Here is an 18,742-nt window from a genome sequence, read left to right as displayed (position 1 = left end):
AGGCTAAAGATAAACCACTTCTACCATTGCACTCCTAAAAATAAGTTAATTGCACAATGCGCGTTTTTTTAATTAGATTTGATTCCTAAGCTAACGAAACCTTTTATGAAGCGATTTTTACTATCCCTTTCCCTTATTTTCACGACTTCCATTTTTTCCCAAGAACTTCAATCCCCCTCCGAATTTCTCGGCTATGATTTGGGCACCCAATTCAGTAGGCATCATGAGGTAGTGGACTATTATGAGCATATTGCGAAAAGTGAGGGTGCACGGGTAAAGTTAATGGAATATGGCCAAACCTACGAACGTAGGCCCTTGGTATTAGCTTTCGTTTCTTCGGCTGAAAACCTTGCGAACCTGGAAAGTATCCGACAAGAACACCTAAAGGCATTGGAAGGTGAAGGAAATGCTTCCAAGGCCATTGTTTGGTTAAGTTACAACGTACATGGCAACGAAAGCGTTGGTACGGAGGCCGCCATGAAGACCATTTATGAGCTGCTGACCCAAAAAAGTGGGTATTTGGAAAATACAGTGGTCATCATTGATCCCTGTATGAATCCGGATGGCCGAGATCGGTACATCAATTGGTACAACCAATATAAAAATACCCCATATCAAGTGGACCCCAATAGCAAAGAACACCATGAAGGATGGCTGTCGGGGAGAAGCAACCACTATATGTTCGATCTAAATAGGGACTGGGCCTGGTTGACACAGGCAGAAAGCCAACAACGCATTAAAGAGTACAACAAATGGTTGCCCCACGTTCACGTGGACTTTCATGAGCAAGGGGTAAACAACCCTTATTATTTTGCCCCGGCTGCAGAGCCCTATCATGAAGTGATTACCGATTTTCAAAGAAACTTTCAGGAAACCATTGGAAGGAACCATGCCAAGTATTTTGATGCCAACGGATGGTTCTATTTTACCAAAGAGGTTTTTGATCTGTTCTATCCAAGCTATGGCGATACCTACCCTACCTATAATGGGGCCGTTGGCATGACCTACGAACAAGGGGGCAGTGGGCGCGCAGGATTGGGGATCATCACTGGAATAGGGGACACACTTACCTTGAAGGACCGGATTGCGCATCACTTCACCACAGGGCTGTCCACCGTTGAAGTAGCTTCCAAAAATGTGGAAAAACTGACCAGCGAATTCAAAAAGTTTTACAAGGACAGGGATTTTAAGTACAAGAGCTATGTATTAAGTGGAAATCCAGATCATATCAACGCATTGGAAAACCTATTGGCCAATCACGAAATTGTGTACGGTAGGGCAAAGAAAGGTACCGTAAAAGGGTTCAATTATGCCTCTAGGACCACAAAATCAAGAAATATAGACGATAATTCATTGGTCGTTTCCACGGATCAAGCCAAGGGAACCATGGTCAAGGTACTATTTGAACCCAATGCTAAATTGAGCGATTCACTGACCTATGATATTACGGCATGGTCACTTCCTTATGCCTATGGACTCGATGCCACGGCAAGCCTCTCAAATGTTCCTTATGAGGTAACGGATGAGTGGAATATGTATCCTCCAAAGGGTGCGAACATCCATGAAGGAGCCTATGCCCATATTTTAGAGTGGAACAGTATGAGGGATGCCCGTTTCCTTGCGGATTTGTTACAGAACGACATTCGGGTGAGGACCGCTTATGCCCCCTTTAGCATCAACGGCCAATCGTTTGCAAGGGGCAGTCTTATTATTGTTTCTTCGGACAATGCGGAAAAGAAGGACTTCATTGAGGTGCTTTCCACAGTGGCCCATAAGCACCATACGCTACTCACGCCCACGAATACCGGTTATGTGGATTCTGGAAAGGATTTTGGTTCACGTTATGTGCAAATGATAAAAAAACCGAAAGTGGCCATTCTTGCCGGTGGCCCTACCTCTACCCTTCGTTTTGGTGAAATATGGCATTTCTTCGAAAGGCAATTGCATTATCCGCTCACCGTAATCGATGCCGACTACGTGGATCGTGTAAACCTGGATGAATATGACATTTTTGTACTGCCCGGAGGGCGCTATTCCCCGTTTATGAATGAGGATAGGCTAAAAGCCATTAAAAATTGGGTTCAACACGGCGGTAAATTAATTGCCATGGGAGGGGCCATAAAAGGAATAGACGGGGAAAACGGCTTTGGCATCAAGCAAAAGGAATACACTAAGGACAGTTCGGATGCCAATCTAATGCCGCACAAGGACCTTCAGCGGGAATCCATGAAGAATGCCATCACCGGGGCTATCTTTGAAACCAAGGTGGACAACACCCATCCTTTGGCCTATGGGTATGGAAACCAATACTTTAGTCTAAAACTTGGTAGTGACACCTACGACTATCTACCCCATGGGAATACGGTATACCTTGAAAACAAAACCAAGCCTGTTTCGGGTTTTGCGGGCAGTGAAATCCAAAAAAAGATTGGAAAATCCTTGGTGTTTGGCGTTGAAAAATATGGTAGGGGCCGAGTGGTGTACATGGTGGACAACCCCCTTTTTAGAGGTTTTTGGGAAAATGGAAAGCTCTTTTTTGCCAATGCCCTCTTTATGGTGAATTAATGTCCATGCTCAAGGGAATACACCATATTGCCATTATTTGTTCCGATTATCACAAATCCAAGCATTTTTACACCAAGGTCCTTGGTCTGGAAGTTTTAAGGGAAACCTACCGGGAACAACGCAACTCCTACAAGTTGGACTTGGCGCTGAATGCCCGTTACACGATTGAATTGTTTTCCTTCCCCAGTCCTCCGGAAAGGACAAGTGGTCCCGAAGCTTGTGGACTACGCCATCTAGCATTTGAAGTGGAAGATGTTGAAGCCGTGGTAATGCGGCTCAACGAGGCAGGAATAGCAACGGAACCCATCCGTATTGATGAGCTTACCCAAAAGAAGTTTACCTTTTTTACGGACCCGGATAACCTGCCCCTGGAGATTTACGAAGGCTAAAACGGGAGCTTTTTTGTTTTAATGTGAGTTCGATATAAGAAAATTACGTCATTTTGAGTGTTTTTGCGACAGCAAAAATGTATCGAAAAACCTGCCTGCCGGCTGCAGGGCAGGCAGGCAAGTAATTTTCTTGCAAAATCCTAATTTCGATACAATTTTTCTTCATTTCATTTCGAAAAACCACTCAATTTGACGGATTTTGGTTGATAAAAAATGATATCGAACTCACGTTTTTTTATAGTTTTTAACAGTCCGTTGTTAAAATTCACATTAATTTTAATAGCGTATCCGTAAGTAAGCGCAGAACGTTACGTCAAACCGAACTGGTTTCAGGTTCTCATCATAAAGAATTCATATTCAGCATAATGAGATTCCGAGGCACAATCGGAATAACGCGAAAAACAATAGTACAACACAAAACGAACATTCATTAATTTTACATAAAATTAGGAATCATGAAAACGAAAATAGTTTATAGTATGAAACATTGGGTCTTTGTACTCGGTCTTGTATTGACGGGGTTGGGTGTGCAGCACGCCAAGGCCTTTCAACAAGATCAAGAACGGTTTTCCGAATATAAAGGGGAAATCTTTGATGCAAACACAAAAAAGCCTTTGGCTTTGGCATCCATCGCATTGGCCAATTCAAACATCAGCACCGTCTCCAATGCAGATGGTGAATTCCTTTTAAAAATACCGGCGTCCACAACCGAAGGTAAGATCGTTATTGCTTTTTTGGGGTATGAAAGTAAAACCATTCCTTTGAATGAACTGAAGGAAAACGGTAATAAAATCCCATTGAAAGTATCTTTTACGCAACTGAGCAGTGTGAACATAAATGCTCCAAAAGATGCTGAAAAGCTGGTCCGGGAAGTCTTCTCCAGAAGAGGGGAAAAATACACGGACAACAATACGGTCATGACCGCTTTTTATAGGGAAACCATTAAAAAACGTCGAAAAAATGTCTCCTTATCCGAGGCCGTGGTCAATATCTATAAAACCCCGTACACTTCCAATAGGAACGATGCCATGAAGTTGTTCAAGGCAAGGAAAAGCACGGATTACAGTAAATTGGATACCGTTGCCCTAAAACTACAGGGTGGACCTTTCAATACGCTTTATGTGGACATCATGAAGTATACCGATTTTATTTTCGTGGATGGTAGCGTGGATAATTACGTATTTAATTTTGAGCGTTCCACGTATATCAATGACCGGTTGATCTATGTGATTTCATTTAGTCAACTGCCTTCTATTAGGGATCCGTTGTACCAAGGGGAATTATTCATAGATTTTGAAAACAAAACGCTGACCAGTGCCATTTATCAATTGAACATTACCGATCGTAATTTGGCATCGAAGCTTTTTGTTCGAAAAAAGCCGGCAAGGGTGGACGTGTGGCCCACGGAAGTTGCCTATCGTGTGGACTATAGGGAAAAGGATGGGAAATGGTATTATAGCTATAGCAATGTGCTAATGGAATTTAAGGTAAACTGGAAGGGTAAGCTCTTCAATTCCGTCTATAGCATGTCTGCCGAAATGGCCATAACCGATTGGAAGAAAAATACCTCAGGGGAATCACTCAAAAACAAGGAAAAAATAAGGCGTTCCATCATCCTGACCGATGAGGCCATTGGATTTGCCGACCCTGATTTTTGGGGGGAATACAATATTATAGAACCCGAAAAATCCATTGAGTCCGCCATCAAGAAAATCCAAAGACAGCTCAGGCGTGCCAATAGAAGTGGGGCAACCGTCCCGTAAACGCTTTTCTGTTTGCCAGAAAAAATAAAATCCCCTTTCGGGGATTTTTTTATTGGACCTTAAATTCCAAAATGGTCTTTCGTATAATGGCGATACATTCATACAACTGCTCCTCCGTCATGATCAGGGGAGGTGCAAACCGTATGATATTTCCATGGGTGGGCTTGGCCAACAATCCGTTCCCCTTAAGCGCCATACAAATATTCCAGGCCGTTGAACTATCTTCCGTATCATTGATGACAATGGCATTCAACAGCCCTTTGCCACGGACCAAACGCACCAAATCACTTTCCTGGATCAGTTTCTCCATTTCCGCCCGGAAAATTTTTCCAAGGGTATCGGCATTTTCCGCAAGTCGTTCCTCCTTTACCACTTCCAAAGCAGCAAGGGCAACGGCACATGCCAACGGATTACCCCCAAAAGTGGAACCATGGTTACCGGGACGAATGACATCCATAACCTCATTATTCGCCAAAACGGCGGAAACGGGAAATACGCCCCCGGAAATTGCTTTTCCCAAAATCAACACATCCGGTTTTACCTCCGGTGTTCCCGAACAGTTCTTATCTGCACAGGCACAATTGCCACAGGTTGCCAATAATCTACCCGTTCGGGCAATCCCCGTTTGCACTTCGTCCGCTATGAAAAGGACATTTTTGGACCTACACAACTCAAAAGCCTCCTTGATATAGTTCTTATCGGGGACATAAACCCCAGCTTCCCCCTGAATGGGTTCCACTAAAAATGCCGCCACATTGTTGTCTTTCAACACTTCGGAAAGGGCATTGATATCGTTATACCGGATCGAAACTATCCCCGGGGTGAAGGGTCCAAAATTCTCCGTAGCTATGGGATCGTTGGATGCCGAAATAATGGAAATGGTACGACCGTGAAAGTTATTCTGGCAGACCACTATTTTGGCCTGGTTGGAAGGAATACCCTTTTTCTCATATCCCCACTTACGGGCCAGTTTCATTGCGGTTTCCACTGCTTCGGCCCCTGTGTTCATGGGCAACAACTTATCAAACCCAAAAAATTCCGTGGCATACTTTTCATACCTGCCCAGGACATCATTGTAAAACGCACGGGAAGTCAACGTTAGATTCTCTGCTTGATTTTTTAATGCGGAAATAATCTTAGGGTGGCAATGTCCCTGATTTACTGCGGAATAGGCCGAAAGAAAGTCATAGTATTTCTTCCCTTCCACATCCCAAACATAAACACCTTCCCCCTTACTCAAAACAACGGGAAGGGGGTGATAGTTCTGTGCTCCATACTGGTTCTCCAATGCAATGGCATCTTGCGAAGTAAGTGTATCAACTACTGCCATGATCAAAAATTTTAGAATACGACTTTAGCTATTCCTTCTGCACCTTTATCCTTTCGACAAGTATCGAAAATTCAGCGTAGGAGAGAAATCATCCCTGTAGCGACACAAATTTAAAAATATTTCCACACGATGCCTATCCTATGCTAGGAGTTGTCCCGTTTATGGGCCAAAACGGAAATCTGTAATTCCACGCGCTTCAGTTCGCGTAGGACATCATTCTTGTCCATCTGCATCCAAACGTACAATTTCATCATGGCCATAAAAATCAAACAGCAAAAACCGGCAGAGGCCCAAACTATTAAGTCCTTTGTAGCCTCGGCATCAAAAAATTGCACCAGAACATAAATGAAACATCCAAAGAGCGCTAAGTGCATAATATTCATGATGATGGCCAGCCAGCCCATCTTACTTTTATACACCTCTGTAATCTTACCGAACAGATTTTTTTCTTCCAATTCCTCATAAAACTGTGCCTCTTCCTTGGAAAGTGTTTCCTTGATCAACTCATCCAATTGTTCAATCTCTTTTTTCATCCTTTCTTATTTTTAGTTCTTCCTTTATTTTTTCGCGGGCCCTAAACAATCTCGTTTTTACCGTATTTACGGAGGTGTTGGTGATAGCACTGATTTCCTTTAAACTATACTCCTCCAAGTAGAACAATCGCAACACCATTTTCTGTTCCAAGGGTAAGGTGGCCATTACCTTTAGAATTCGATTGATCTGGGCTTCCTTGGTAATTAAGGGTTCAGGAACCGTTTCATGGTTCTCCCAGAACTGCGGTTTGACCTCTTTTTTCCGTTTGGTCTGTTTGGCAATGGTGTCCAAGGCCTTTCGACCAGCTATGGTCATGGCCCAACTCCCAAAACTATTGCTGTCCCGTAGCATATGAATTTTGGCCAGAACGGTACTCCAGGTATCTTGGGTAACATCCTTGGCCAGCTCCCAATCGTCCAAATAGCGATACGCATGGGCACAGAGTTTGGTGTTCCATCGCCTTACCAAGAGGTCCAGGGCCTTTTTATTCCCTCCTTGATAGGAAATGACCAGTAACGAGTCCACTATTCTATTTGGTTTACCCATGGTTTACATACTATGGACGGTAATCTTTTAAAAAGGTTCCCCGGCCATAAAATTTCTTCTCAATTTACAGCCCTTAAACCATTATTTTTGCGGCATGCGAAAAAACAGGCGCCAATTTTTTGAACGTGTGGAAGTGGTGGATGCCGGAGCCAAAGGGAAATCCGTGGCAAAGGCACCGGACGGTAGGGTTATTTTCCTGTCCAATGCAGTACCTGGGGACATTGTGGACATACAGACCCATAAAAAACGTAAAGCCTATTTTGAAGGGGTCGCCACACATTTCCATACCTATTCCGAAAAAAGGGCCGTCCCGGTCTGTGAACATTTTGGGACCTGTGGTGGCTGTAAATGGCAACATATGTCCTACACACACCAGTTGTTTTATAAGCAAAGGGAGGTTGAAAACAACCTTAAACGTATTGGTGGGATAACACTACCGGGGATTTCCCCAATTTTAGATTCCAAAAAGCAGTATTTCTACCGAAACAAGATGGAATTCTCCTTTTCGGATTCCCGATGGTTGTCCGAGGAGGAAATCCTATCGGATGCTACCATTGAAAACAGAAACGCCCTTGGATTTCATATTCCCGGGATGTGGGACAAAATCCTGGATGTCAGGAAATGTCATTTGCAGGAGGCCCCATCCAATGCCATTCGGCTGGCAGTCAAGTCTTTTGCCGAAGATCGGGGAATGACCTTTTTTAATCCCAAAAAGCAGCAGGGGATGTTACGAACGCTTATGATCAGAACCGCATCAACGGGAGAAATCATGGTGGTCCTCCAGTTTTTTGAAGACCACAGGGAAAAAAGGGAACTCCTGTTGCATCATTTAGTGGGGAAATTCCCAGAAATCACCTCATTGCAATACATCATTAATACGAAAGCAAATGACACTATTTACGACCAGGAAGTTGTTTGCTATTCGGGCAGCGATCATATTGTAGAGGAAATGGAAGGATTAAAGTTTAAAATCAATGCCAAGTCCTTTTATCAGACCAATTCCGAACAAGCCTATGAACTTTACAAAATAGCGAGGGATTTTGCCGGCTTAACGGGAAAGGAGCTGGTTTACGATCTATACACAGGCACGGGAACCATTGCCCAATTTGTGGCAAAAAAGGCCAAAAAAGTAATTGGGATAGAAGCGGTTCCAGAGGCTATTGCGGATGCCAGGGAAAATGCCCAAAACAATGGTATTGACAATGTGGCGTTTTTTGTGGGGGACATGAAAACGGTTCTGGACCACCAATTTATTGCGCTCCACGGTCGACCGGATGTAATCGTGACCGATCCCCCCAGGGACGGAATGCACAAAAAAGTTGTTGAACAATTGTTAAACATTGCTCCAGAAAAAATCGTTTATGTAAGTTGCAACAGTGCTACACAAGCTCGGGATTTGGCCCTAATGGATGCATCCTACCAAGTGGTGGGCGTACAACCTGTGGACATGTTCCCGCAGACCCACCACGTGGAAAATGTAGTACTTTTACAAAAGCGATAGTGAACTTACGAATGAATCGATTTTTCCCGGTCTTACTCCTGCTCTTGCTCATAACCCACTTTGCTTCCTGTGAAAAGGACGATATCTGTGTGGAAGGGGACACTCCCCTTCTTGTCATTGGTTTTTACGACGTTTTGGATACCTTGGAGTTTAAATCCGTGCCTACCCTTAGAATAAAGGCAATAGATAATGATAGTATTCTGAGTGATAGCGAAGCATATGGGTTCGGAGATCGCGCCAATTCCCCGGATTCCATTTTTGTTCCGCTTCGTATAATGGAACCCACCACCCAATTTGAGCTTATTTCCGGCTCAAGTTCGACCGAGGACATTGATGAAACAGGAAATAGGGATACCCTCACCTTTACCTATACGGTCAATGAGGAATTTATTTCCAGGGCCTGTGGCTTTATTGCCAACTTTGATGAACTGGACACCATTAGACAGGTTTCAGCTGAAGATTGGATAAAACGAATTTCGATTTCTGAAAAAAATGTTGAACGCTCAAATGCCATCCATGTTAAGATATTCCATTAGTCTTTTCTTTTTACTTGTGGTAAGCATGGGTTTGGCGCAAGGCGAAAAAAAGAGAGATAGCGTTACCCGAAAATATGCCTATGGACTTAGGGTTGGTGTTGATCTGAGCAGGCCAGCCCTGTCCTTCCTTAACGATAACTACACCGGTCTGGAATTGGTAGGGGATTTTAGGCTCACCGAAAAATGGTGGCTAGCCGCAGAACTGGGCAATGAGGAAAGAATGCAGGAAGAAATCCTTGGGGAGTTTGTTTTATATGATTATTCCACTTCAGGAAGCTATATCAAAGCCGGTGCGGATTACAATACCTATACCAACTGGTTTGGCATGCGCAACCAAATCCATATTGGCGGACGTTATGCCTTTAGTACGCTTAGCCATACCCTGGAAAACTTTCGGTTTTTTGATAGTAACCGTTTCTTTAGTCCGGATGAATTTGTCATTGGAAGTACCGAAGCCCAGGAATTCGACAGCCTGAATGCCTCCTGGATAGAATTTGTAGTGGGCATGAAGGCCGAAATCTTTAAAAATATATATGTGGGGATCAGTGCGCGATTGGGACATCTGATAACCAACAAGGACCCCGATAATTTCAGGAACCTTTGGATTCCCGGTTTTAACAAAGTGACCGAAAATTCCAATTGGGGCGTGGGATACAATTATTCATTGTCCTATTTCCTGCCCCTCTACAAAAAAGTGAAAAAGAAAACTGAGGAAACGGAGCAATAGAACTCCACCAAATCCCTTCTTTCCTACGGATAATCCACTTCCACTACTTCCAACTGATTTTAGGGTAAAAATCCAGCACCATTGGGACCTATCCCATAGCCCTGTTAAACTCGGGTTAAACCCTCAACCGACCGGCCTAAAGGAATGTTATTTGATGTCAATATCACTTAACTAAAACATATCACATGAAAAAAACACTATTTTTTGCTGGCGCATTGATTGCAGGTAGCCTTACCGCCCAAATCACACAGGACGATAGGTTGGTCATCCCAAAGGGAACATGGACCGTTGGGGGCAATCTTTCTGTGAACACGCTTTCCAACACCTCTGAAAATGAACCTTTTACCAGTGAAAACAGCAGCACTGGCATTTCCTTTTTGCCTAACCTGGGTTATGCAGTGGGCAAAAATACCGTTCTTGGTATACGACCGGGATACCGTTACGGGGAATCCGAGAGTACATTTCTTGAAGATAATACGATCAATAGTTCGCGGACAACGGAATTCCATGCCCTGTCCATAGCCTCGTACCTGCGGCGCTTTTTTCCTTTGAACAAAAACCTGGCGCTCTATCTGCAAGGTGAACTCGGTTATGAACATCTTAGAGGGGAGAGCACCTCGGAAAACAATACCCTTTCCGAATCGGAAAGTACAACCGATACATTCTTCATAGGTATTCGGCCTGGTATTACCTATTTTGTCTCCAAAGCGTTTGCCCTGGAAGCCGGTATTGGGGCATTGCAATATGAAAGATCGGAGTCTGAATTCACAGATTCCAATGAAACCGTCATTTCTACCGAAGATAGGAATCGTTTCAATTTCGATTTGGATACTTCCCAAATCTTTTTTGGGCTTTCTTATTATTTCTAATCACCAATTGCCCCCTAAAGGCCATTTTAAAGCCTTTGGGCAGAAAGCTTACACCACCCCAAAAATGTATAATGCATTTTTGGGGTAGCTTTTAATCCCATTCGGAAATACCAACCTTAAAAAAGGGATGGACCAACCATGTGAACGCAACTATTATTTTAAAACAATATAAATTCAAATAATTGAAAATCAGTTATTTATATTGCTTCTATGCCTATTTGAATTTATTTTTATAGGGTAATTCAAAAAACATAAAAAATGGCTATACGATTAGGAAACAACTGTGGAAATTGTGACAATTTGATGACCGATCAAATGTGTAAGGTCCATGGTGTAAAAGTGGGAAGTCACTATACCTGTGACAGCTTTGAAATGAAACTTGAACTGAACAACGATAGGGACTGCAATACCTGTCTTCGTTTTCAAAGGGAAGACTGTGCAAATCCCTCCAAGGCAGCCCCCGGAATGATGTGTTCCGTTTGGGCACCACTAAGTGTAAGTGCTTGAGAACAAAACCAATACCTAAAAAAGGCCAACCCAAGGGTTGGCCTTTTTTTATGGTACCCAAGCTAATGCGAATTTTGTTCAGAACAAGTGTTGATTATTGACTCGTTAATTCTTTAATTTCTTCTTGAATGACTGCATCAATCACACCTTGTTTTTTACGAAGATTCAACCATTGATCAACATATGATTTCCAAGCTACATCCCTTGGCATTAAATATGCCTTTTCAAAAAAGGCAAAAGGTTTTTCAAGATTGACTGCCTCCAATTCCAAATGAATTTTCTCTTGAATAAGTGCTTCGATTTGATCGGTAACCATTACATCAGCCTCTTTTTCTACGATTCTCCTGAATATTGAAATGTTATCTTCGTTTTCAATCAATGTTGCATTGGGGAAATTTGACCTTGCGAATTCCTCATTCGTTCCTCCAGGATTAAAAATCACCCTAACATCTTTTTGGTTTATTGAATCCAATGATTTGAATCTTTCAGCATCGTTATCCCTACATATAGGTATTTTACCCCCTTCTATTATAGGAATACTATAAAAGCCAAATTTTTGTCGGTTGAGTCTTATGGAAATACCACTCATCGCAATATCGAATTTATTGTCCTGAAGATCGTCAATTAATGCTGGCCAGCTGGTTCTAACGAATTTCACCTTTACATCAAGGCTGTTGGCAAGGTCATTCGCCATCGTAATGTCCATTCCTTGCAATGCTCTGGATTCTTTTTTACGATATGAAAAAGGTTTATAATCACCAGTAGTCCCTACTCTTAGAACACCATCCGATACTATTTTATCAAGTAAGGAATTGAATGGTAATTTATTATCTACATGTACAATTTTCTGAGTACTACATGAACAAAATAGTATACCAATAAAAAATAGCCTTATCAAATGTTTAAAATTGTGATTCATATGTATACTTTTCCTAATTATCGATGACGGTCTTGGCTATGAGGAGTTGCGTGTCCCGATGGCTATCGGAATAGCACTTAACTTTACAAGCCCGCCTGCCAGCAGGCAGGTACCCACCAAACTGAAAATCCTCTCGGATTTTCAGAAGCGCTGCCCTGAGCATCTCGACTAGCTCGATACAGGCTTTGTCAAAGGGTAGGCGATAACAAGTAATTACTTATAGCCAGTTTTTATTTCAGCTTTTCTGCTAAGGATTCGATAAGCAGTTCGAGGTCGTCTTCTATAATTTGCCAAACGATTTCCAAATCAATACCAAAGTATTCATGAATTATTCGGTTTCTGAAACCTCTCATTCTATCCCATTCTATTTCTGGATTGTCGGACTTGTATGTATCGTCTAATCGGTTGGCTGCTTCACCAATGATTTCAAAATTTCTAATGACAGCATCGACTGTTTTTTCATCTTTTTCAAAATCTTCAAAAGTCATTTCTTCAATGATAGTACATAATCTTATTAGCAGACTCAAGCATGTCCTTAATCAACAAAGAATTGTCCCTTCTAGACATATATGAATTCAGATTGAATGGCTTTTAGATAGTGGTCTTTGATACCTTTTTTTGAAACTAGATCAACCTTTACTCCCAGAGCGTTTTCAAGCTCATTGGCCAGATCAATGAATCTGCTTCCAATTCTACCATCAAATTCAACCATAATATCAATATCACTTATCTCGGTTTGCTCATTTCGAGCATAAGATCCAAATAGAGCCATGGAAGATATCGGATATCGTTTTTTCAAACGTATCTTAAGCTTTGAGAGTTTTTGTTTTATTTCCCGAGTAGAGTCCACGCCTAAAATTAATACTTTAAAAATAAACCATCTTTAAATTGACCCTAATGGTCTCGTATAAACGGCGTTGGCAGCTTTTACTGACAATGAACGACTTATACATTGTTATCGGTATTTTTGCAATTTATGAAATAAGGGCCAATAAGAATTTTGTCCCGCCGCGAAGTAGCTTGGCTACTGCGCCCTATCACTATCAAAACTTTTAAAACGGTTATGCCGCAGCAGTACAACCTGTCCGCCTTTGGTGGATACTGTGGAGCGGTTAGCGTAGATAGGTTATCAGAAGGTATTTTTAAAATTTGGATTTTGCAGTGGCCCTTTTTAACTTTTCCCATATAAAATCAAGGCTTGCTTTGCTCCATTCTTTTATAGATAAACTCGACCAGGAAACTTGTGATAACGATTCCAATTGCAATCAAAGCCCCTGCTAAATTGGATTCCATCTGTTGCACAATCAAAGCAGCCAAAGCTATTAGACAAAGTAAGGTCGCCATTAGGGCCACTGCCTTTTTCCCTTTAATATCTGAGGCCTTTTTGAAAGCTACATAGTTTACCATGGCAAAAATCAATAAAAATCCAATACTGCCTGCTGTTGATATACTTTCCAAATCCAAGATGTTGGCAATGATCAGGGTGAGAACGGCTGTTATTGCCAATCCAATGGGTTGGTTCCAACAATATTTGGATAGCTCATGTGGCAGTTCATCATCTTCGGCCAATTCAAAACTTACCCTACTGCCTCCGTACAAAGAGGCATTAATGGCGGAAAACGTAGAGATAAGTGCTGCTAAGGTAATTACGGTAAAGCCTATCTTGCCCAATAAAGGTTTGGCAGCTTCGGCAAGGACATAATCCTGCGCTTTGGCAATTTCATCAAAGGGAAGAGATCCAACAGCAATCACGGCAATGGCGACATAAAGGGCTATTACGAAGAGTACTGAAATAAAATAGGACCGTGCAATGTTCTTTTCCGGATTCCTGATATCCGGGGCAGCGTTGGCGATGAGTTCAAAACCCTCGTAGGCCACAAAAATGACCATCCCACCGGTCACCAATTTTAAAGGAGCTTCCCAGTTGGGGACTGTCAATTGCTGTAGGTTTTGGTTTCCAAACAGTCCATAGATACCAACAGCAACAAAGGCCAATAATATTACCAGTTTTATGATCACCGCATAAGATTCAATTTTGCTCACGACCTTTATACTATAATAGTTGATACCTGTTGCCAAGAGGATTATGGCGCTCATGAAAATATGGGTGTCGATGACCTTATCCCCTGTAATGCGCAACAGGTTCTGAGCGTAAGAACCAAATGCACTTGCATACAGCGAGAGCATAATCACATAACTGATCCATAATAAGTTGTTGAGTCCTCCACTTAATACACTGATGCCAAACCCAACGTTCATGAACTTAACGGTCCCTCCACGATCCGGATAGGCCTGGGAAAGCTTGGCATATGAATAGGATGTCAAAAACGCAATAATTCCGGCAATCACAAAAGCAATTGGAGTCCCCCCTTGTGCCAGTGCCACGGCCAATCCAAGGACTGCGAATATTCCGCCGCCAACCATGCCGCCAATACCGATGGACACGGCTTCCTTTAATCCAATTTTTTTATCGTCCATCTATTTTTATTAGCAATATAGATCAGTTATTGTTTAGTTTAAATTCAATATCATATGGTTTCTGTGGTATCTTGATGTATTCGGCAATACCCTTATCGTTGTATCGATATAGGCTTTTGCGGTTTTTTGCATCTATCAATTGAAATGAGGTCAAATCGGTTTTTTCAATGCTGTCCATTGTACCATTGCTAAGGGAATATACCGTAGACTTGCCGATAGGAACCGTGTAGTACAGGTCATAGCCCGTAAAACTGATGTTCCCTTGCGTAAACGGTTTGGTTTTTTTATTTCTAATAATGCGGTAAACATCATTTTCAAGTAAGGTTGTAGTTTTTGAGTGTAGATGTCCATTGTTACGAACGGTCACTTCACTTTTCTGCAACACACGGTCTTTACATATGGCATAACCTTCAAACGCAATATGTATGGACACTAAAAGTTGTACTTTCAATGAAGATTTCAATTCGATCTTAACCTCCTGATCGGATAGTGAGGTTTTCGTAACCGTGGCCTGTCCCGAAGGACGTCCATTGACAAAAACATCGTATTCCAGGGTCTGGCCAAAGCCGAAAAATTGTGGAGCGCAAATCAATACCAAAAGCAATAGCTTTCTCCTATAGGTTTGAGTTACGATAGTAAGACTTGAGTGGGACTTCATTTGAAAAGGGCTTGTATAAAATAAATATACAATTTGTTCTCCCATTTTTATCACACCCCCTGCGAACTAGCCTAGCAGCTGCCCCATCAATATCAAAATTTTTAAAAAGGTTATGCCGCAGCAGTACAAGCCTGTCCGCCTTTGGTGGGTACTGTGGAGCGAGGAGATGTACTTAAAGTCCTGAAAAGTTTAACCTAAAGTCTTCGAGAGTTTAACCTAAAGTCTTGGAAAGTTTAACTTAAAGTCTTAAAAAGTTTAACCTAAAGTCTTGGAGAGATGAACTTAAAGTCTTGAAAAGATGAACTTAAAGTCCTGGAAAGATGAACTTAATGTCTTGGAAAGATGAACTTAAAGTCCTGGAAAGATGAACTTAAAGTTTTGGGCCGTAGGGATACCAAGTTGATGTAACGGTTTTGAATGGTGAAATTAAATGCAGCTATACCTTCATTTGGGATATCAAATAGGGATTCCAATGGTAAGGATATCGTATTATAACATAAATTGGAAAATTGATAGTTAAGGAAATCTACTCTCACAAATTGCGCTAAGGACGATAAAAAAAGATGGCTACTGGGTCGATTAAAATCTTCTTCGTTAGTGCCAATTTTGGGATGATTTTTGATAGCAATAAAGAACATAATCGAGGGCGAAGGGACGCTTCTAAAGGAAGATATAACCCTGACAGTAGCATTTTGGATTGGTTTGTTTCCAATTCTCAATTAGAAAAAATTGACCGGGACAGATTTCAATATGATAAAGGCTACGACCATGGCAAAAGCCAAAAATAGCAATCCAATCACTTTTTACAAGAAGGTTATATAGACCAATCTGAATTAGTAAAATATGAAAAAATTCCTGGATAAAGAATCCAGGAATTTTTCTTTATCAATAATACATATTTATAAAAGCAGCACTAAAATGATGTAGTAAAACATCGTTAGTAAGTCCTAATCCGGAAGGTTTGTCCTTATTTACAAAGACCGCCAAATTTTTATTTGACTTCTAAAAATGATTTTGACACCCTCTTTGGTATAAACAATTTTGCTACTTCACAAGGCTAATCAATAGTTCACTACTACTGCTTTCCCATTTAAGTTCGCCGTTTACCCATATTTTTTTTGCAATAATATTATTATTCGATAGGTCGAATTCAGTTTTTATTTCATCCATGTTATCTGAGGACCATTTTATATGTGTATATGAGACGTTGCTCTCAATATGGTCTATATTAAGAAAGACTTTGATTCTATATGGATTACCAGCAGCATCAGGTTCAATTATTACGTATCCTTTTGACCCATCAAGTTGAGAATTGTTTACTAAAACCATTTCTTCATCCTGATTAGTATATAGTATTTCTATTAGGCTTGTATCAATCCCTCCTGAATTTGGATCCAACAAATCCAAATCTTCGGAGTTCGTTACATCGAAAAACATAACTGCTTCGATGGTCTTGCAACAATCTCCCTCATCGTTGTCACATCCAAAGATTAAGGGCATAACTACTAAGGCATAAAAAATCTTCTTAACCATATTATTTACTTTTTTAACTTCTAATATTGTACACCATTCCGGCCTCATAACTGAACGAATCATTACCAACTTGCCATCCACTAGAGTACCAGCCGTTATGCGAACCGCTCCAACCCCAGTTCATATGGTACGTCCAAGCATTCTGGCAAGTCGTTATATAGCCCCAACGACCTGCTTGAATACGAACAGGAACTGTATATTCCCTGATTCCGTCACATACCCAGGCATGTCCATTATCATATACGTTAAAAATGAGCCATTTGGTTACTCTTTCACCACCTCGCAAAATTACCGGATATCCTAGACTCAACTCGGTTTTTGTATATGGGATACTGAAGTCCGTATAGTTTGCAGAACTATAACCAAATGTTGACTTTAGGGCATTTGGTACGTTACTGGTCTGTGCGCCAGAACCACTACAACCCCAATTCATACCAACAGAATCACCTGCATCCCTCATAAGCCGTGATGTTTCATCCGACCCGATATTATTTGGCATTATAGACCAGTTGTAGCTCGACGGGTATTCATAGTATCTCATAATCTGCGACATAGCAGTAGCAACACAACCAGTAGGTGTTCTTCCATTTATATAATCTGTGCAACCATAATCTGGGGCCGAGTTATTATATCCAGCACCTTGTCCCCAATTTGTAGAAAGCAGTGGGCCGTATTGAAAATCGAGAGTGGCGCTGCTGCAATTAGTCTTACCTAAAACAGATGCGTTCTTATTATTTGCTTTGGAAGCAATGAAGTTCTCGATGTTCTCGATATTCCACTCCTCTTCTGGAACAGAAATTATGCTATCGTTTGTAGTTTCTTCCCGAATTTTTTTGATATAGCTATCCTGTGATTCTAGCCAATCAATCAATAATCCGGGAAAACTTTCGGCATCGAGATCAAAATTGTTTTCATCTGAAAATGCCAAAACAGGAAGTGCCCTCTTATCTCCGGACATTATTAAAAAACCTCCATCCTCATAATTTATAATGTAATAAGATGGCTTTTCTTCATTAGTACCAATAGGTTCTATATCAACAATATTTTTTTTCATACCATCTTTGGAAAAAATGGTTTTTTCGGTAACGAATATGTCATTCGCAATATTCTCGATTTCTGATGAACCAATAAAATTGGTGTCCTGTTCTTCGGGTAAATTGTTCTCGCCAAAAACGGATATGTCACTTTCATTATCCTGTTGGGTACATGAAATGAAAAGGCACATAAAGTTCGCAATTAAGTAGATTATTTTTTTGTCATTCTAAATTGATTTTTCCCACAAATTTATCAAGAAAAACGTATTAATAATGCTTTTAAATAAGAAAATACGCAATAAAATTGCATCTAATTTGCGTCCTATTGAATACCAATATTTTAAATAAAATATCGCTTTCGACAAACCACAGAATGTGCATTCCATCCAATCGCTTCTACAGTACCGAAGTTCCATCCCGTACAGCGGAAATAATGCCAATGCAATCAAGTTTTGCCCTCTAAAAAATGGGGCAAAAAAATACAACGGGATATCACCATTCTCGAATTATTCAGTGGGACGGGCGGTTTTTCCAAAGGATTGATGGACGCGGGGTTTTCCTTCAAAAAACATTACTATTCTGAAATCGACCCCCGCCGCAAAGTAGTAGCTAAGCTACTTTGCCTTATCTGTATCAAAACTTTGAAACAGTTATGCCGCAGCAGTACAACCCTGTCCGCCTTTAGTGGGTACTGCTGAGCGAGGGAACAAAGATAGGATGACAGCGTTGAGTCCTACCCAATTCAGTGCGCTAAGGAGTTATTTTAAGGAATACAGGCACCAGACCTATCTTTTTTAGGGACCAAAGAATAAGCCCTGCAGGGCTTCAAGTGTGTTAAAGCTAATTGCAAACG

18 protein-coding genes are annotated in these 18,742 nt (G+C 41.3%); 8 read left to right on the top strand and 10 right to left on the bottom strand.

Going from position 1 to position 18,742, the window contains the following annotated elements:
• Positions 1-105 precede the first annotated feature (105 nt).
• The 3 genes from L0P88_RS18530 (at position 106) to L0P88_RS18520 (ending at position 4,717) form a co-directional block, all read left to right on the top strand.
• Positions 106-2,565, top strand: coding sequence for a M14 family metallopeptidase (locus L0P88_RS18530; RefSeq protein ID WP_247131396.1), 2,460 nt, complete (start codon positions 106-108; stop codon positions 2,563-2,565).
• Complete coding sequence (locus L0P88_RS18525) at positions 2,565-2,954, top strand: VOC family protein (protein ID WP_409557693.1); 390 nt, start codon at positions 2,565-2,567, stop codon at positions 2,952-2,954. Before L0P88_RS18530 ends, L0P88_RS18525 begins: the two co-directional genes overlap by 1 nt.
• 455 nt (positions 2,955-3,409) lie before the next feature.
• The gene (locus L0P88_RS18520) at positions 3,410-4,717 is read left to right on the top strand and encodes a carboxypeptidase-like regulatory domain-containing protein (protein WP_247131394.1); all 1,308 of its coding nucleotides are present in this window, start codon (positions 3,410-3,412) and stop codon (positions 4,715-4,717) included.
• A 49-nt stretch (positions 4,718-4,766) separates the two neighbouring features.
• Here L0P88_RS18520 and rocD read toward each other — a convergent pair whose 3' ends face one another.
• The 3 genes from rocD to L0P88_RS18505 form a co-directional block, all read right to left on the bottom strand.
• Positions 4,767-6,047 carry an ornithine--oxo-acid transaminase gene (rocD, locus tag L0P88_RS18515; RefSeq protein ID WP_247131393.1) on the bottom strand — a complete coding sequence of 427 codons (1,281 nt, stop codon included), beginning with the start codon at positions 6,045-6,047 and terminating at the stop codon, positions 4,767-4,769.
• Positions 6,048-6,190: 143 nt separating this feature from the next.
• Positions 6,191-6,580 carry a DUF6768 family protein gene (locus tag L0P88_RS18510; RefSeq protein ID WP_247131392.1) on the bottom strand — a complete coding sequence of 130 codons (390 nt, stop codon included), beginning with the start codon at positions 6,578-6,580 and terminating at the stop codon, positions 6,191-6,193.
• On the bottom strand, positions 6,564-7,127 hold the full coding sequence (locus tag L0P88_RS18505) for an RNA polymerase sigma factor (RefSeq protein ID WP_247131391.1): 564 nt from the start codon (positions 7,125-7,127) through the stop codon (positions 6,564-6,566). Before L0P88_RS18505 ends, L0P88_RS18510 begins: the two co-directional genes overlap by 17 nt.
• Positions 7,128-7,221: 94 nt before the next feature.
• Between L0P88_RS18505 and rlmD the strand changes: the two genes are divergently transcribed.
• The 5 genes from rlmD (at position 7,222) to L0P88_RS18480 (ending at position 11,267) form a co-directional block, all read left to right on the top strand.
• Positions 7,222-8,628 carry a 23S rRNA (uracil(1939)-C(5))-methyltransferase RlmD gene (gene rlmD / locus L0P88_RS18500; RefSeq protein WP_247131390.1) on the top strand — a complete coding sequence of 469 codons (1,407 nt, stop codon included), beginning with the start codon at positions 7,222-7,224 and terminating at the stop codon, positions 8,626-8,628.
• Between the two features lie 11 nt (positions 8,629-8,639).
• On the top strand, positions 8,640-9,164 hold the full coding sequence (locus tag L0P88_RS18495; protein ID WP_247131389.1) for a DUF6452 family protein: 525 nt from the start codon (positions 8,640-8,642) through the stop codon (positions 9,162-9,164).
• Entirely contained in the window at positions 9,145-9,891 is a 747-nt protein-coding gene (locus L0P88_RS18490; RefSeq protein ID WP_247131388.1) for a DUF6048 family protein, read from the top strand. Before L0P88_RS18495 ends, L0P88_RS18490 begins: the two co-directional genes overlap by 20 nt.
• A gap of 185 nt (positions 9,892-10,076) precedes the next feature.
• Positions 10,077-10,760 carry an outer membrane beta-barrel protein gene (locus L0P88_RS18485; protein ID WP_247131387.1) on the top strand — a complete coding sequence of 228 codons (684 nt, stop codon included), beginning with the start codon at positions 10,077-10,079 and terminating at the stop codon, positions 10,758-10,760.
• Positions 10,761-11,018: 258 nt separating this feature from the next.
• Positions 11,019-11,267: a hypothetical protein gene (locus L0P88_RS18480; protein WP_247131386.1), complete on the top strand. Its 249-nt coding sequence runs from the start codon at positions 11,019-11,021 to the stop codon at positions 11,265-11,267.
• Between the two features lie 94 nt (positions 11,268-11,361).
• On the opposite strand, the gene L0P88_RS18475 is transcribed toward L0P88_RS18480, so the two are convergent.
• The 7 genes from L0P88_RS18475 to L0P88_RS18445 all read right to left on the bottom strand — a co-directional run bounded on the left by L0P88_RS18475 (position 11,362) and on the right by L0P88_RS18445 (position 18,080).
• Positions 11,362-12,186 (bottom strand): transporter substrate-binding domain-containing protein, encoded by an 825-nt coding sequence (locus L0P88_RS18475; RefSeq protein WP_247131385.1) that lies wholly within the window; start codon positions 12,184-12,186, stop codon positions 11,362-11,364.
• Positions 12,187-12,416: 230 nt separating this feature from the next.
• On the bottom strand, positions 12,417-12,674 hold the full coding sequence (locus L0P88_RS18470; protein ID WP_247131384.1) for a DUF86 domain-containing protein: 258 nt from the start codon (positions 12,672-12,674) through the stop codon (positions 12,417-12,419).
• A gap of 71 nt (positions 12,675-12,745) precedes the next feature.
• Positions 12,746-13,036 carry a nucleotidyltransferase family protein gene (locus L0P88_RS18465; RefSeq protein WP_281499693.1) on the bottom strand — a complete coding sequence of 97 codons (291 nt, stop codon included), beginning with the start codon at positions 13,034-13,036 and terminating at the stop codon, positions 12,746-12,748.
• A 341-nt stretch (positions 13,037-13,377) separates the two neighbouring features.
• Positions 13,378-14,664: an APC family permease gene (locus L0P88_RS18460; protein ID WP_247131382.1), complete on the bottom strand. Its 1,287-nt coding sequence runs from the start codon at positions 14,662-14,664 to the stop codon at positions 13,378-13,380.
• Between the two features lie 22 nt (positions 14,665-14,686).
• Positions 14,687-15,322 (bottom strand): DUF6134 family protein, encoded by a 636-nt coding sequence (locus L0P88_RS18455; RefSeq protein ID WP_247131381.1) that lies wholly within the window; start codon positions 15,320-15,322, stop codon positions 14,687-14,689.
• Between the two features lie 1,044 nt (positions 15,323-16,366).
• Positions 16,367-16,855 carry a hypothetical protein gene (locus tag L0P88_RS18450; protein WP_247131380.1) on the bottom strand — a complete coding sequence of 163 codons (489 nt, stop codon included), beginning with the start codon at positions 16,853-16,855 and terminating at the stop codon, positions 16,367-16,369.
• A 13-nt stretch (positions 16,856-16,868) separates the two neighbouring features.
• Complete coding sequence (locus tag L0P88_RS18445) at positions 16,869-18,080, bottom strand: C10 family peptidase (RefSeq protein ID WP_247131379.1); 1,212 nt, start codon at positions 18,078-18,080, stop codon at positions 16,869-16,871.
• Between the last annotated feature and the right edge of the window lie 662 nt (positions 18,081-18,742).

The sequence above is a fragment of the Muricauda sp. SCSIO 64092 genome (genome assembly GCF_023016285.1).
Taxonomy (GTDB): domain Bacteria; phylum Bacteroidota; class Bacteroidia; order Flavobacteriales; family Flavobacteriaceae; genus Croceivirga.
The sequence above is the reverse complement of the archived record's forward strand: the minus strand, read 5'-3'. Positions and strand labels throughout refer to the sequence as shown.

Coding starts and splice junctions, on each gene's coding strand:
- L0P88_RS18530 (WP_247131396.1), top strand. CDS start 106: ATGAAGCGATTTTTACTATCCCTTTCCCTTATTTTCACGACTTCCATT.
- L0P88_RS18525 (WP_409557693.1), top strand. CDS start 2,565: ATGTCCATGCTCAAGGGAATACACCATATTGCCATTATTTGTTCCGAT.
- L0P88_RS18520 (WP_247131394.1), top strand. CDS start 3,410: ATGAAAACGAAAATAGTTTATAGTATGAAACATTGGGTCTTTGTACTC.
- rocD (WP_247131393.1), bottom strand. CDS start 6,047: ATGGCAGTAGTTGATACACTTACTTCGCAAGATGCCATTGCATTGGAG.
- L0P88_RS18510 (WP_247131392.1), bottom strand. CDS start 6,580: ATGAAAAAAGAGATTGAACAATTGGATGAGTTGATCAAGGAAACACTT.
- L0P88_RS18505 (WP_247131391.1), bottom strand. CDS start 7,127: ATGGGTAAACCAAATAGAATAGTGGACTCGTTACTGGTCATTTCCTAT.
- rlmD (WP_247131390.1), top strand. CDS start 7,222: ATGCGAAAAAACAGGCGCCAATTTTTTGAACGTGTGGAAGTGGTGGAT.
- L0P88_RS18495 (WP_247131389.1), top strand. CDS start 8,640: ATGAATCGATTTTTCCCGGTCTTACTCCTGCTCTTGCTCATAACCCAC.
- L0P88_RS18490 (WP_247131388.1), top strand. CDS start 9,145: ATGTTAAGATATTCCATTAGTCTTTTCTTTTTACTTGTGGTAAGCATG.
- L0P88_RS18485 (WP_247131387.1), top strand. CDS start 10,077: ATGAAAAAAACACTATTTTTTGCTGGCGCATTGATTGCAGGTAGCCTT.
- L0P88_RS18480 (WP_247131386.1), top strand. CDS start 11,019: ATGGCTATACGATTAGGAAACAACTGTGGAAATTGTGACAATTTGATG.
- L0P88_RS18475 (WP_247131385.1), bottom strand. CDS start 12,186: ATGAATCACAATTTTAAACATTTGATAAGGCTATTTTTTATTGGTATA.
- L0P88_RS18470 (WP_247131384.1), bottom strand. CDS start 12,674: ATGACTTTTGAAGATTTTGAAAAAGATGAAAAAACAGTCGATGCTGTC.
- L0P88_RS18460 (WP_247131382.1), bottom strand. CDS start 14,664: ATGGACGATAAAAAAATTGGATTAAAGGAAGCCGTGTCCATCGGTATT.
- L0P88_RS18455 (WP_247131381.1), bottom strand. CDS start 15,322: ATGAAGTCCCACTCAAGTCTTACTATCGTAACTCAAACCTATAGGAGA.
- L0P88_RS18450 (WP_247131380.1), bottom strand. CDS start 16,855: ATGGTTAAGAAGATTTTTTATGCCTTAGTAGTTATGCCCTTAATCTTT.
- L0P88_RS18445 (WP_247131379.1), bottom strand. CDS start 18,080: ATGTGCCTTTTCATTTCATGTACCCAACAGGATAATGAAAGTGACATA.